General features: G+C 73.4%; 15 protein-coding genes and 1 pseudogene. 10 read left to right on the top strand and 6 right to left on the bottom strand.

Translation table 11 applies throughout. The features are described 5' to 3' along the window. Positions 1 to 169 precede the first annotated feature (169 nt). A complete protein-coding gene (locus tag R4Z63_RS07235; RefSeq protein WP_384454397.1) occupies positions 170 to 1,300 on the top strand; it encodes an alpha/beta hydrolase in 1,131 nt (376 codons plus the stop codon). 117 nt (positions 1,301 to 1,417) lie between these two features. Beyond that, positions 1,418 to 2,842 carry a hypothetical protein gene (locus R4Z63_RS07230; RefSeq protein ID WP_370466570.1) on the top strand — a complete coding sequence of 475 codons (1,425 nt, stop codon included), beginning with the start codon at positions 1,418 to 1,420 and terminating at the stop codon, positions 2,840 to 2,842. 66 nt (positions 2,843 to 2,908) lie between these two features. Here the strand turns inward: R4Z63_RS07230 and R4Z63_RS07225 are convergent, their stop codons facing one another. Together R4Z63_RS07225 and ypfJ are read right to left on the bottom strand one after the other, a co-directional pair. Further along, positions 2,909 to 3,304 carry a VOC family protein gene (locus R4Z63_RS07225; RefSeq protein WP_037930279.1) on the bottom strand — a complete coding sequence of 132 codons (396 nt, stop codon included), beginning with the start codon at positions 3,302 to 3,304 and terminating at the stop codon, positions 2,909 to 2,911. Between the two features lie 62 nt (positions 3,305 to 3,366). Further along, positions 3,367 to 4,257, bottom strand: coding sequence for a KPN_02809 family neutral zinc metallopeptidase (ypfJ, locus tag R4Z63_RS07220; protein ID WP_384454392.1), 891 nt, complete (start codon positions 4,255 to 4,257; stop codon positions 3,367 to 3,369). Between the two features lie 230 nt (positions 4,258 to 4,487). On the opposite strand from ypfJ, the gene R4Z63_RS07215 reads away from it, so the two are divergent. The 8 genes and pseudogenes from R4Z63_RS07215 (at position 4,488) to amaP (ending at position 9,927) form a co-directional block, all read left to right on the top strand. Then, a complete protein-coding gene (locus R4Z63_RS07215) occupies positions 4,488 to 6,086 on the top strand; it encodes an ABC-F family ATP-binding cassette domain-containing protein (protein WP_037930202.1) in 1,599 nt (532 codons plus the stop codon). Between the two features lie 385 nt (positions 6,087 to 6,471). Then, the gene (locus R4Z63_RS07210) at positions 6,472 to 6,693 is read left to right on the top strand and encodes a helix-turn-helix domain-containing protein (protein WP_030010789.1); all 222 of its coding nucleotides are present in this window, start codon (positions 6,472 to 6,474) and stop codon (positions 6,691 to 6,693) included. Positions 6,694 to 6,853: 160 nt separating this feature from the next. Further along, on the top strand, positions 6,854 to 7,633 hold the full coding sequence (locus R4Z63_RS07205; protein WP_037930205.1) for an enoyl-CoA hydratase/isomerase family protein: 780 nt from the start codon (positions 6,854 to 6,856) through the stop codon (positions 7,631 to 7,633). 129 nt (positions 7,634 to 7,762) lie between these two features. After that, positions 7,763 to 8,190: pseudogene (locus R4Z63_RS07200) on the top strand (Asp23/Gls24 family envelope stress response protein). A 17-nt stretch (positions 8,191 to 8,207) separates the two neighbouring features. Next, the gene (locus tag R4Z63_RS07195; RefSeq protein WP_030662934.1) at positions 8,208 to 8,393 is read left to right on the top strand and encodes a hypothetical protein; all 186 of its coding nucleotides are present in this window, start codon (positions 8,208 to 8,210) and stop codon (positions 8,391 to 8,393) included. A 6-nt stretch (positions 8,394 to 8,399) separates the two neighbouring features. After that, on the top strand, positions 8,400 to 8,807 hold the full coding sequence (locus R4Z63_RS07190; protein WP_384451726.1) for an Asp23/Gls24 family envelope stress response protein: 408 nt from the start codon (positions 8,400 to 8,402) through the stop codon (positions 8,805 to 8,807). Continuing rightward, positions 8,804 to 9,364 carry a DUF6286 domain-containing protein gene (locus R4Z63_RS07185; protein ID WP_052031358.1) on the top strand — a complete coding sequence of 187 codons (561 nt, stop codon included), beginning with the start codon at positions 8,804 to 8,806 and terminating at the stop codon, positions 9,362 to 9,364. Before R4Z63_RS07190 ends, R4Z63_RS07185 begins: the two co-directional genes overlap by 4 nt. Before the next feature lie 5 nt (positions 9,365 to 9,369). Then, positions 9,370 to 9,927: an alkaline shock response membrane anchor protein AmaP gene (gene amaP, locus R4Z63_RS07180; protein ID WP_384451721.1), complete on the top strand. Its 558-nt coding sequence runs from the start codon at positions 9,370 to 9,372 to the stop codon at positions 9,925 to 9,927. Positions 9,928 to 9,974: 47 nt separating this feature from the next. On the opposite strand, the gene R4Z63_RS07175 is transcribed toward amaP, so the two are convergent. The 4 genes from R4Z63_RS07175 to R4Z63_RS07160 all read right to left on the bottom strand — a co-directional run bounded on the left by R4Z63_RS07175 (position 9,975) and on the right by R4Z63_RS07160 (position 12,934). After that, positions 9,975 to 10,730: an SDR family oxidoreductase gene (locus R4Z63_RS07175; protein ID WP_384451718.1), complete on the bottom strand. Its 756-nt coding sequence runs from the start codon at positions 10,728 to 10,730 to the stop codon at positions 9,975 to 9,977. Positions 10,731 to 10,740: 10 nt separating this feature from the next. Beyond that, a complete protein-coding gene (locus R4Z63_RS07170; RefSeq protein ID WP_037930289.1) occupies positions 10,741 to 11,532 on the bottom strand; it encodes an SURF1 family cytochrome oxidase biogenesis protein in 792 nt (263 codons plus the stop codon). Positions 11,533 to 11,612: 80 nt separating this feature from the next. Beyond that, the gene (locus R4Z63_RS07165) at positions 11,613 to 11,846 is read right to left on the bottom strand and encodes a hypothetical protein (RefSeq protein WP_075972011.1); all 234 of its coding nucleotides are present in this window, start codon (positions 11,844 to 11,846) and stop codon (positions 11,613 to 11,615) included. Positions 11,847 to 11,956: 110 nt separating this feature from the next. Then, the gene (locus tag R4Z63_RS07160; RefSeq protein ID WP_384451735.1) at positions 11,957 to 12,934 is read right to left on the bottom strand and encodes a DEDDh family exonuclease; all 978 of its coding nucleotides are present in this window, start codon (positions 12,932 to 12,934) and stop codon (positions 11,957 to 11,959) included. Between the last annotated feature and the right edge of the window lie 11 nt (positions 12,935 to 12,945).

Raw genomic sequence — 12,945 nt, 5'->3', positions numbered from 1 at the left:
AGCATTAATGCACGTCAAAGCCGGGTGAACGAACCCCTCCGCATGTCCCCGACGGCGCCCGCGGCCACCCCGGCCGCCCCCGGAATGAGACCCGGATCACTCTCCCCGCGTAGACCCGGAAGGTGTGCCTCCGGTGGCTCGCCGGACTCTGCGCGACCACACTGGAACGGTGCGTACCGTGACAGCGACGGCAGCGGCCGTCACGACGACCCTCCTCGGGGCGGGCGCGGCCGCCGTGGCGGCCGGCCGGTACGCCGCCGATGCCGCCCTGCGCCCCCGGCCCGGCGTACCGCTCCCCGGCGGACCACGGCTGAGCGTCCATTCCGCAGGCGACGGCAGGATCGCACTGACCCGCTCGCTGGCCTCCCTGCGCCCCGGCGTGTACGGCCTGGCCGCGCCCGGTGTGCACGCCGTCGTCGGCCCCGTGCTCCCGGACGCGGCCCACGACCCGGACACCGTCGTGCGCCGGCTCCTCTCCGTCACCCACGGCAGCCTGGACCCCGGCACCAGGGTCACCCTCACCCCCCAGGTGCACATCGGCGATCCGCGCACCGCACTCGGGCTCGACCACGCCGACGTGGACGTCCCCGGCGAGCTCGGCGCGCTGCCCGCCTGGTTCGTGCCCGCCGCCCGGGACACCTGGGTGATCACCGTGCACGGACTCGGCGCGGGCCGCGAGCACCCGATGGTCGTCATGCCCTTCCTGCACCGCCACCGGCTGCCCGTCCTGGACCTCGGCTATCGCGGCGACCTCGGCGCCCCCGAACCCCCCGACGGCCTCGGCCACCTCGGCGAGTCCGAGTGGCGGGACCTGGACGCTGCCATCCGCTACGCCCAGCGCTACGGCGCCCGCCGCGTGGTCCTGCACGGCTGGTCCACCGGCGCCACCATGGCCCTGCACGCCGTCGAGCGGTCGGCGCTCGCCGACCGGATCGCCGGACTCGTGCTGGACTCGCCCGTGCTCGACTGGCACACCACCCTGCGCGCGCTCGCCGCGGCGCGCCGCACCCCGGCTGCGCTGCTGCCGCTGGCGGTGCGGGCCGCCGAGGGCCGCGCGGGGCTGCGTGCCGACCGCCTCCCACCGGGCTCCGACCCCGCAGCGCTGAAGGTCCCCGTACTGATCTTCCACGGCCCGGACGACACGCTCGCCCCCTGGGACCCCTCCCGAAGGCTCGCCGCCGCCCGCCCCGACCTGATCACCCTGCACACGGTGCGCGAGGCCGGGCACGGCGCGATGTGGAACGCCGATCCGGCCGGCTACGAGGAAGCCCTGCGCCGCTTCCTCACTCCTCTGATGTGAAGGCCGTGTGACGGGCCGGGCCCTGCGGGCGGCTTGTCCCGGTCTGCACCCGGGGTAGTTGGTGGAAGGAGCCGCTTCCGTTTGGGCTTTCGGCCAGTGACGGGCGAGACTGCTTCCGTGACGTCCCGAAAGCCTGATGAGCAGTTGGCTCGCGACTCCAGACTCCGACTCGTCTCCCCGCGCTCCGTCGCCGCGGCACGCAAGGCGGTGACCGACCGCCGCACCCGCCCGGCCGCGCGCCCCCCGGCGGGTACCCCGGCCACCGCCGACCTCGCGAACCGGGCCCGGGCCTCACTCGCGGACGCCGTGCGCCTGACCCGCTGGGCGGAACGCAACCTCGGCGCGGTGGACGGCGGCCGGCCCGCCCCCACGGGAGCCCTGGCCGCCGCCGACGTCGAACGCGCCGCCGACGAGCTGGGCCTGACGCACGGCCAGATCCGGGTCGGCTGGGACCGCGCCCGCCTCGCCGGCCTGGTCGAGGTGCACGGCGGCCACGCCCGGCCCGGCTGGCGGCTGCGCGCCTGGGACCGCGACGACACCGCGGTGCTGCGCGGCTGGGTCGCGCTCTTCGACGCCTGGTCGCTCGTCCACCCGGCCCCCGCCGACATCGCCCCCGCGGCCGTCGCCGAGGTCGTCGAGGCCATGCCCCAACTGCTCTCCCTGCTCCAGCTGTCCGCCGGCCCGGTGACCGTCCCCGACCTGCTCGACCTGCTCGGACAGCGCGTCACCGAACTGCGCGACGAGCGCTGCGAGATCCCCTACGAGGCCGAGCCCGCGACGGCACTGACCTCCGCGGCCGGCTCCGCCGAAGCACGCCCCGTCCCGCTCGCCCGGCTGCTGCGCTGGGCGCTCGGCGGGCTCGCCGCCGTGGACGCCGTCACCCTCGGACCCGCCCGGGCCGCCCTCACCCCGCTCGGCAGCTGGGCCGTCTGGGTCAAACTGGAACAGATCTGCGTCGCGGCGCAGAGCCCGGCCGGGAACATCGAGCAGTCCGCCGCAGCCATGCTGCACGGCTGTGCGCGGCTCACTCCCGGACCGGCCCGCGCCGAATACCGGGCCTGGCTCGCCGCCCGCCCCGTCGGCCACGCCGTCGCCGAACTCCTCCAGGCCGCCCGCGGCGAGGACGCCCTGCTGCGCGGCCTGGCCTTCGAGGCGCTGCGCGTGGTCGGCGCCCCGGCGGAGCCCGAGGTGCGCGCCACCGTGCGCGAGCCCGCGCTGCGCCCGTACGCGCTGCTCTGGCTCGCCGAGCACGACGGCATCGACCCCGACGAGGCGCAGGACGTGCTCACCGCGGAGGAGTCGACCTGGCTCTGGGTCGACACCGCCGCAGCCATCGCCGACCACGGTGAGGCCGAGCTGCTGGCCCGCCACCTGGACTCGGCCGTCCGCACCACCGTCCCCCGGCTGCTGGACGAGGTCCGCGCGGTCGGCCACCCGCGCACGGTGCAGGTCCTGGTCGCGCTGGCCGCCGCCCATCCGGACCCGGCCCTGGCCAAGGCGGTCCGCCGGGCCGCCTTCCAGGTCCACACCGGCGGCGCCTGACTCCCGCGCTACGCGCGTACGCGCCGCGGGCCCGACCGGACCCGCGGCGCGTACCTCCCGCGGCCCTCAGGCCTGCGGCGCGTACGTACCGAAGCTCCAGATGTTGCCCTCGCCGTCCCGCGCCATGTAGTCGCGGGAGCCGTAGTCCTGGTCGGTGGGTCCCATCACGATCTCCACGCCGTGCTCGACCGCCCGCCGGTGGTGGGCGTCCACGTCGTCGACCACGACGTAGACCCCCGAGGGGCCGGCGCCCTCCATGGCCTTGTCGAAGGCCCCGCCGGTGCCCTTGCTGCCCAGCATCACCACACCGTTGCCGTAGGACAGCTCCGCGTGCACCACCGCGCCGTCGTCCCCTTCGTACACGGCGACCTGGCTGAAGCCGAAGGCCTCCGTCAGCAGCTTGATCGCCGCCTTGGCGTCGCGGTAGACCAGCGTGGGACAGATGGACGGAACGCCTGCCATGACGATCACTCCCTCTCGTGACGGTGACCCGCGTCACACAGCATGGCAGGCGCCGCCGACGGTCAGCGGAAGGTGTTGCACTGGGTCATGTCGCCGGTCCGGAAGCCCTGGTAGAACCACTGCTGGCGCTGTTCGGACGAGCCGTGCGTCCACGACTCCGGCGTCACCCGGCCCTGGAACATCTCCTGGATCCGGTCGTCGCCGACCGCGGCCGCCGCGTCCAGCCCGTCCCTGATGTCCCGGTCGGTCAGCGTGGTGATCAGGGGCCGCCCCGTGGACTCGTCCGGAGTCCGCGTCGCGTGGTGCGCCCACAAGCCCGCGTAGCAGTCCGCCTGCAGTTCGACCCTGACCGCGTTGCTGTCCGCGCCCTGCCGCCCGTCCTGGGCCCGCTGGAGCGTGCCGGTCAGGTTCTGGATGTGGTGCCCGTACTCATGGGCCACCACGTACGCCTGCGCGAAGGGGCCGCCGCTCGCGCCGAACTTCGTCCGCAGCTCCTCGAAGAAGCCCAGGTCCAAATAGACCTGCCGGTCCGCAGGACAGTAGAACGGGCCCACGGCCGAGGTCGCCGCCCCGCACGCGGTGCTCACCGTGCCGGTGAAGAAGACCGTCGACGCCGGGGCGTACCGGCCGTTGCGGCGCGTGAACTCCTGCCGCCAGAAGTCCTGGGTGCTGTTGACCACCGCCACGAGCCGGCAGTCCTCGCGCGCGTTCGCGTCCCGCCCCGTCCGGCACGCCTGCTGCACCTGGCTGACGGAGGACGCGGCCGGAGCGGGCTCCTCGTCCCCGGAGGACAGCCCCAGCTGCTCCGGTCCGACACCGAAGAGCAGAGCGACGACGAGCGCGACGAGGCCGACGAGCCCGCCGCCGATGGTGGCCCTCCCGCCCGGGACGCGACGTCCACGCAGATCCTTGACCTCGGACGTGTCCAGATCGGCGTCGTCGTCGAACTGCATCCCGCACCGTCCTCCATCCGTGAGGCGGGCGCGGCCGCGCGGCCGCCCCTGCGGCGAGTATCGATCCGTTCACCCCGGCCTGCGCCCCGGCTCGCCCGGCCGCCGCCCCGGAAACCAGTTGCACACCCCCGGTAGAATGCCTCTCATGGCAAATCTCCTCGCGGATTAGCGGCGTCGAAGCCTCGCGTCCTGCCCCCTTCCGCCGTCCCGACCCGCCCTGGAGTATTTCCGTGATCACCGCCACCGGCATCGAGCTGCGCGCCGGCGCCCGCGTCCTCATCGAGTCCGCCTCTTTCCGCATCGCCAAGGGCGACCGCATCGGCCTGGTGGGCCGCAACGGAGCCGGCAAGACCACCCTCACCAAGTGCCTCGCGGGAGAGGGCCAGCCCGCCGGCGGCACCATCACCCGTTCGGGCGAGGTGGGCTACCTCCCGCAGGACCCTCGGACCGGTGACCTCGACGTGCTGGCGCGCGACCGGATCCTGTCCGCCCGCGGTCTCGACGTCCTCATCAAGAAGATGCGGATGAACGAGGAGCGCATCGCCACCGGATCCGGCGCCACCCGCGAGAAGGCGCTCAAGCAGTACGAGCGCCAGGAGACCGAGTTCCTCACCAAGGGCGGCTACGCCGCCGAGTCCGAGGCCGCGACCATCTCGGCCGCCCTCAGCCTGCCGGACCGGGTCCTCGGCCAGCCCCTGCACACCCTCTCCGGCGGTCAGCGCCGACGCGTCGAGCTCGCCCGCATCCTCTTCTCGGACGCCGACACCCTGCTCCTCGACGAGCCGACCAACCACCTCGACGCCGACTCGATCGTCTGGCTGCGCGACTACCTGAAGAACTACCGCGGCGGCTTCGTCGTGATCTCCCACGACGTCGACCTCGTCGAGACCGTCGTGAACAAGGTGTTCTACCTCGACGCCAACCGGTCCGCGATCGATGTCTACAACATGGGCTGGAAGCTCTACCAGCAGCAGCGCGAGGCCGACGAGAAGCGCCGCAAGCGCGAGCGCCAGAACGCCGAGAAGAAGGCCGCGGCCCTGAACTCCCAGGCCGACAAGATGCGCGCCAAGGCCACCAAGACGGTCGCCGCGCAGAACATGGCCAAGCGGGCCGAGCGGCTGCTGTCCGGCCTGGAGGCCGTCCGCGTCTCCGACAAGGTCGCCAAGCTGCGCTTCCCGGACCCGGCGCCCTGCGGCAAGACCCCGCTGACCGCCGAGGGCCTGTCGAAGTCCTACGGTTCCCTGGAGATCTTCACCGACGTCGACCTGGCCATCGACAAGGGCTCCCGCGTGGTCATCCTCGGCCTCAACGGAGCCGGCAAGACCACCCTGCTGCGCCTGCTCGCGGGCGCCGAGCAGCCCGACACCGGCCAGGTCACGCCCGGCCACGGCCTCAAGCTCGGCTACTACGCCCAGGAGCACGAGACGCTGGACCCGGACCGCACGGTCCTGGAGAACATGCGCTCCTCCGCGCCCGACCTGGACCTGGTCGACGTGCGCAAGACACTCGGCTCCTTCCTGTTCTCCGGGGACGACGTCGACAAGCCCGCGGGCGTGCTCTCCGGCGGCGAGAAGACCCGTCTGGCCCTGGCCACGCTGGTCGTCTCCTCGGCGAACGTACTGCTGCTCGACGAGCCCACGAACAACCTCGACCCGGCCAGCCGCGAGGAGATCCTGGGCGCGCTGCGCACGTACAAGGGCGCGGTCATCCTCGTCACGCACGACGAGGGCGCCGTGGAGGCGCTGGAGCCGGAGCGCATCATCCTGCTCCCGGACGGTGTCGAGGACCTGTGGGGACCGGACTACCGGGACCTGGTGGCCCTCGCCTGACCCCCGCCCCGGACGTGCCGGGAGGCGCCGGGACGCCCTCCCGGCTCTGATCCAGTTCCTTATGGATCATTCGGCTCAGGGGTGATCCATCATCTGAGTGAGACGGTCTCGTACCGTTGCGCGTCGTACGACGGCCCCGGCCGCGCCCTCGCGGGGGTGTGACCGGGGTCTTCGCGCTTCCGCGCTCCGGCCCCTGACCTGGTGATTCCCGGGTCGGCGGGCGAAGTGTGACGGAAGTCATGCAACGGAAGAGTCGATTCCGGTCTGCTCGGGTGTCCACCGCGCGGGAAATGCCGCCGTACCGACCTTGCTGAATGGGTGGCCAGGAAGCCGGGGAGGGGTGATCATGAGAAGTCCAGAGCGCACTTCCCATGAGGAGGCACGGGTGGCCGAGACTCTGAAGAAGGGCAGCCGGGTTACCGGCGCCGCGCGCGACAAGCTCGCGGCAGACCTGAAGAAGAAGTACGACTCCGGTGCGAGTATCCGGGCGCTGGCCGAAGAGACCGGCCGGTCCTACGGATTCGTGCACCGGATGCTCAGTGAGTCCGGGGTCTCGCTGCGTGGCCGCGGTGGCGCGACACGTGGCAAGAAGGCTGCTACGGCCTGACCCCGGTCCATCGGATCCAGACGCTCCAACGGCTTCAAGGCTCACACATGAACCGACGTCCCCTTCGGTGACCCCCCGGTCGGCCCTCCGGTCGACTGGGTGGTTACTGTGCAGTCACTTAGGCCGGGCTTGCGGCCGACTGCACACCGGAGGCATACGGATGGCTCTGCTCGACAAGGACGGCGTACGACTCACCGTCGACGACACGGTCGCCACGGTGACACTGACCAATCCGGCCAAGCGAAACGCCCAATCCCCCGCGCTCTGGCGGGCTTTGGCCGAGGCGGGCAGGTCGTTGCCGGGTACTGTCCGGGTCGTCGTGCTGCGCGGCGAGGGCAAGTCCTTCTCCGCCGGGCTCGACCGGCAGGCGTTCACCCCCGAAGGCTTCGAGGGCGAGCCGTCCTTCCTCGACCTGGCGCGCGGTTCCGAGGAACTGCTCGACGCCACGATCTCCGAGTACCAGGAGGCGTTCACCTGGTGGAGGCGTAACGACATCATCTCCGTCGCCGCCGTGCAGGGGCACGCGATCGGCGCCGGCTTCCAGCTCGCGCTCGCGTGTGATCTGCGCGTGGTAGCCGACGACGTGCAGTTCGCCATGCGCGAGACGAGCCTGGGCCTGGTGCCCGACCTGGCCGGCACCCAGCCGCTGGCCTCCCTGGTCGGCTACGCCCGCGCGCTGGAGATCTGCGCGACGGGCCGCTTCGTGCACGCCGAAGAGGCGGAGCGCGTCGGCCTCGCCAACCTGGTGGTCCCGGCGGGCGAGCTCGACGCCGCCGTCCGCGACCTGAGCGCCGCCCTGCTGGCCCCGCCCCGGGACGCCGTGATCGAGACCAAGACCCTGCTGCGCGGGGCGCTGGCCCGCCCGTACGACGAGCAGCGCGCCGCTGAGCGCGCCGCCCAGGCGCGTCGCCTGCGGGACCTGGCGGGCCTCTCGGACTGACCCGTCGCGCGCCGCCCCCGGACCGGAAACCGCCCCGGGACGACGCCGACCGGCGTAGTCCCGGGGCGCCCGGGCGCCCGGGCGCCTACCGTGGAGCGGAGTGAGTCCGTACACGTGAAGGGACACGCGATGACCGAAAACGCATCAGGGGGCTCCCACAAGGCTCCCGGTGACCGGGGGCGCACGACCATCGCGGACGGGGTGGTCGAGAAGATCGCCGGACTGGCCGCCCGTGAAGTGGTCGGCGTGCACGCCCTGGGCAGCGGCCTCTCCCGCACCTTCGGCGCCGTCCGGGACCGGGTTCCCGGTGGCGGGAAGGCAGCGGTCAGCCGCGGGGTCAAGGCCGAGGTCGGCGAGGTCCAGACCGCCCTCGACCTGGAGATCGTCGTCGACTACGGCGTGTCGATCCGTGACGTGGCCCGGGCGGTCCGTGAGAACGTCGTCTCCGCGGTCGAGCGGATGACGGGCCTGGAGGTCGTCGAGGTCAACATCGCCGTGAGCGACGTCAAACTGCCCGAGACGAGCCCGACGAGGAGCCGGAGCCCCGACTCCAGTAGCCGAGAGGAGCCCGTACATGAGTATGGCGGTCGCCGGCATGTTGGCCGGCATGGCCCTGGGGTTCGCCGGCTATTTCGGTGGATTCGGCGCCTTCCTGCTGGTGGCGGCCCTCGGAGCCGTGGGCTTCGTCGCCGGCCGCTTCCTCGACGGGGACCTGGATCCCGGGGACCTGTTCCGCCGCCGCGACGACCGGCGCAGGTGAGGCGCGATGGACACCCCGCCGCAGGACGCGCCGCCGGGCCCCGCCGCGCCGCGGAGCACCGCACGGGCCACCCCGCACGCGGTGGCCGCCGCCGACCGCGGGGCCACCCGGATCGCCGACCGGGTCGTTGCCAAGATCGCCGCACAGGCCGCCCGGGAAGCGGTCGCCGCCGGCTCCGGCGCGCCCCCGCAGGCCACCGTCACCGTGCACCACGACATCGCCCGGGTCCGGATCAGCCTGGAGCTCGACTACCCCGGTGACCTCGCCGCCCAGTGCGCGGCCGTGCGCAGCCGGGTCACCCGCCGTGTCGAGGAGTGTGCGCAGATGTCCGTACCCGAGGTCGACATCGACATCGAGCGCCTGCACTCGGCGCACACCCGAACCGCCGCCGGGCGGGACCGGCGGCTGCGGTGACGGCCACCCGGTTCAGATCCGCCCGCCGCATCCCCGCCGCACTCGTCGCCCTGCTCGTGCTCGCGGTGGCGGGCCTCTTCCTGTACGACCTGGCCGCCGTACGGGCCGACCGGCCCGCCATGGCCTGGCGCCGCGAGCTCGCCCACCAGCTGGAGGTCCACACCCCGGCGGACCTGCCCGTACAGCTGGCCGGCGGGGCGCTGGCCCTGGTCGGGGCGGTACTCCTGCTGTTGGCCGTCACTCCCGGGGTCCGCAGGATCCTGCCCATGCTGGGCCCCGACCCGAGCGGGGACGCGGTAGCGGGCGCAGGCCCGCCCCTGCGCGCCGGCATCGGCCGGCGGGACGCGGCCCAGGTCCTGCGGGACCGGGCCATGGAAGTGCCGGGCGTGCGGTCGGCGCGGGTCCGGGTGGGCCGCTCCCGCGTCCGGGTGCGGGCCAGGTCGCACTTCCGCGAGCTGGACGAGGTACGGGCCGACCTCGACGCGGTACTGGCCGTCGGGATCGAAGAGCTGGGCCTGGTGCACCCGCCGCGGCGGCGCGTACGGGTCAGGAGGTGAGCGGGGTGCTCGGTACGGTGAACCGGATCCTGCTGGCGGTGGCCGGAGCCGTCCTGCTGGCGGCCGGGATCGTGCTGCTGACGGGGGTGCGCCCGCTGCGGGGCCGCACGGCGCCGCTGCTGAGCGCCGAGGACCGGCACCGGTACCTGCACGCCGAGGGCTGGGCCTGGTGGGTGCTGTGCGCGGTCCTCGCCCTGTGCCTGGTGCTGGCACTGTGGTGGCTGCTGTCGCAGCTGCGGCGATCGAGGCTGCGGGAGGTTGCCGTGGACACCGGGGACGGCGCCTTCGCCGTGCTGCGCGGGCGCGCCCTGTCCGACGCCGTCGCCGCGGAGGCCCGCGCCCTGGACGGGGTCGCCGGCTGCCGGGTCGTCCTGCGCGGGCGGCGCGGGGCGCCCGCCCTGCGGGTGGCGGTCGAGCTGGAGCCCCACGCGGTCCCCGCGGACGCCCTGGCGGGGCTGGCCGGACCGGTCCTCACCCACGCCCGGACCTCGGCGGGCTTGGCGGAACTGCCGGCGGAGGCCCGCTTCCGGGTGACGTCCCACCGGGCCCGGCGCGTCAGCTGAGGGTGCGCCGGGCCCGCTGTGCGACGGGCGGGGGTGGCGACGTGCGGTCAGAAGCCGTGCCGGGAGCCGCCGTCGACCGGGAGCATCACGCCCGTCAGGTACGAGGCGGCCGGCGACAGCAGGAACGCGGCCGTGCGGCCGAATTCCTGCGGGGAGCCGTAGCGGCGCAGCGGGATACGGGACTCGTTGCCCGCGCGGGAGGCGGCGGCGTCGCCCGACAGCGCGTCGAGCTCCCGCACCCGGTCGGTGTCGATGCGGGCCGGCAGGAGGCCGACGACGCGGATGCCGCGCGGACCGAGCTCCACCGAGAGGGACTTGGCGAAGCCGGCCAGACCGGGACGCAGGCCGTTGGAGATGGTCAGGCCGGGAATCGGCTCGTGGACCGAGCCCGACAGGACGAAGCCGATGACCCCGCCCTCGCCCAGCACCGCGGCGGACGCCCGGGCGAGGCGCACCGCACCGAGGAAGACCGATTCGAAGGCGTCCGACCACTGCTCGTCGGTGCTGTCGACGGCGAAGCCCGGCACGGGCCCGCCGACGCTGATGAGGATGCCGTCGAAACGGCCGAAGCGCTCGCGCGCGGTGGCGATGAGCCGCCCGGCCGCCGCCGGATCCGCGTTGTCCGCGGCCGCTCCCACGGCATTGGGGCCGAGTTCCGCGGCGGCTTCGGCCGTCCGCTTCTCGTCGCGACCCGTCACGAGGACCTTCGCGCCGTCGGCGACCAGTTCCCGGGCGGAGGCGAAGCCGAGGCCGCGCGTGGCCCCGGTGACGATGTAGACACGGTCTTTCAGTCCAAGATCCATGCCCGACACGCTACGCCGTCGCGGGCTCCTGTTCGGCGGCTTCGGCCCGGGCCGCGGCCTCCTCGCGATCGCGCCTCTCGCGCCGTACGAGGACCAGCCAGCCCACCGGTACCGCGGAGGCGAACAGCCACCACTGGACCGCGTAGGCCATGTGCGCGCCGATCGAGTCGTGGTCGGGGTCGGCGACGGTCTCGGGGCCGCCCTCCGCCGGAGCCGGATCGGTCAGCTCCAGGTACCCGCCGAGCACGGGCCGGCCCAGGGACTCGGCCTGCTGCTCGCTGTTGATGAGCATCACCTGCCGGTCGGGCAGGCCCTTGCGGTCCTTGATGCCGCTGCCGCCGCTCGTCTCGTCGGCCTTCAGCCGGCCGGTGACCGTGACCTCGCCCGCGGGCGCGGCCGGCACCGGTGGGTAGGCGCGCGGGTCGTCCCCGCCCGCCACCCAGCCGCGGTTGACCAGCACCACCCGGCCGTCGGCGAGGACGAGCGGGGTCAGGACGTGGAAGCCGACCCTGTCGTCGTTCGAGGTCCGCATCCGTACGACCACCTCGTGCGCGGAGTCGTACGTGCCGGTGGCGGTGACCGCGCGCCAGAAGTCGGCGCGGGGAACCTTGTGTCCGGGGGAGGTGACCTCCGCCACCGGGACCGGCTCCGCCCGCAGGTTCGCCTCGATCAGTTGGTTCTGTGCGACCCGGTGCACATGGCGGTGGTACTGCCAGAACCCGAGCTTGATCATCACGGGGATGAGGACGAGGGCGATGAGGGTGAGGCACACCCACTGCCGGGTCAGCACAAAGCGGTACACGCCCACGACGGTACCCCGGCGGACGGTGACCCCGGCGGCCGGGTGGCCTTCCGGGGTCGCGGCAGGAGGCGGAGCGGCGCTCAGACGTGGTCGACGATGCCCACCTTCCCTTCCGCACGGGCGCAGTGCCCTCCGCAGAACCACTGGCCCTCGACCTCGACGCCCTGTCCGATGATCTGGACCCGGCAGTGCTCGCAGATGGGCGCCATGCGGTGGATGGCGCAGGAGAAGCAGTCGAAGACGTGCACGGCGCCCTGCGCGTGCACCTCGAAGGACATGCCGTAATCGTTTCCGCAGACCTCACAACGTGCCATGCGCCGCATGGTGCGCACGGCGCAGCGGTGGAACAAGATCCACCCTGGTGAGTCGCCGCGCGGACACCCGGCCGGCCCAACAGGCCTCGGCCGGTCCGCTCACCGCCCGGTCATTCCCCGGCCGGGGCCACGTCCCGCAGCAGCTGCGTGAAGGCGGCCTCGTCGACCACCGGGGTGCCGAACGACTTCGCCTTGACCGTCTTCGAGGTCGCCGAGTCCGGGTCGTTCGTCACCAGGAGGCTGGTGAGCCGCGACACGCTCGTCGCGACGTGCAGGCCCGCCTCGACCGTCCGGTCCTCCAGCAGCTCCCGCTCCACCGAGGTGTCACCGGAGAAGGCGATCCGCATGCCCTGCTTCAGCGGCTTGCCGTCCTCGAACCGCCCCGGGTTGGGGTGCGGGCACGGCGGCCGCCTGCGCGAGGGCCGCCAGCTGCTTCCCCGGTAGGACGCCTGGTGGCCCACGCGGGGGGTGGCGGCCGAGTCCGACCACTCGGTCAGCGGCCGGCACTCCAGCAGGGGCAGCCGTACGCCGCCCCGCGCCGCGGCGTGCAGCGACGGACGGAAGGCCTCCGCCAGCACCCGGGCGTCGTCGAGGGCGTGGTGCGCGCGCTGCTGGACCACGCCGAAGTGCGCGGCGAGCGACTCCAGCTTGTGGTTGGGCAGCGGGAGGTCCAGCTCCTTCGACAGGGCGATGGTGCACAACCGCTGACGGACCGGCGCGGCAGCCTCGGCGCGTGCGTACTCCCGGGCGATCATCTGCCAGTCGAAGATGGCGTTGTGCGCCACCAGCACCCGGTCCGCGAGCCGGTCGGCGAGCTCCTCGGCGACATCCCGGAAGAGCGGCGCCCCGTCGAGCACGTCGCTCGTCAGACCGTGGATCCACACCGGCCCCGGGTCCCGCTGCGGGTTGACCAAGGTGTACCAGTGGTCCTCCACGTTGCCCTGGGCGTCGAGCCGGTAGACGGCCGCGGAGACTATCCGGTCGTCGCGAGCGAGCCCGGTGGTCTCCACGTCGACGACCGCGTACCCCTGTGGGTAGGCGGTCGGCCACGTCGTCTCTGCGGTCGTACGGTCGTCGAGCATGGTCACAGAGGATATCG

It is taken from the genome of Streptomyces sp. PL-29 (genome assembly GCF_058344425.1).
This window is presented reverse-complemented; position numbering and strand designations above follow the sequence as displayed.

Excerpts from the sequence above, each read along its gene's own strand:
- R4Z63_RS07205 (WP_037930205.1), top strand. The coding sequence starts at position 6,854 with ATGGCTCTGCTCGACAAGGACGGCGTACGACTCACCGTCGACGACACG.
- ypfJ (WP_384454392.1), bottom strand. The coding sequence starts at position 4,257 with ATGCAGTTCGACGACGACGCCGATCTGGACACGTCCGAGGTCAAGGAT.
- R4Z63_RS07165 (WP_075972011.1), bottom strand. The coding sequence starts at position 11,846 with ATGGCACGTTGTGAGGTCTGCGGAAACGATTACGGCATGTCCTTCGAG.
- R4Z63_RS07195 (WP_030662934.1), top strand. The coding sequence starts at position 8,208 with ATGAGTATGGCGGTCGCCGGCATGTTGGCCGGCATGGCCCTGGGGTTC.
- R4Z63_RS07225 (WP_037930279.1), bottom strand. The coding sequence starts at position 3,304 with ATGGCAGGCGTTCCGTCCATCTGTCCCACGCTGGTCTACCGCGACGCC.
- R4Z63_RS07175 (WP_384451718.1), bottom strand. The coding sequence starts at position 10,730 with ATGGATCTTGGACTGAAAGACCGTGTCTACATCGTCACCGGGGCCACG.
- R4Z63_RS07190 (WP_384451726.1), top strand. The coding sequence starts at position 8,400 with ATGGACACCCCGCCGCAGGACGCGCCGCCGGGCCCCGCCGCGCCGCGG.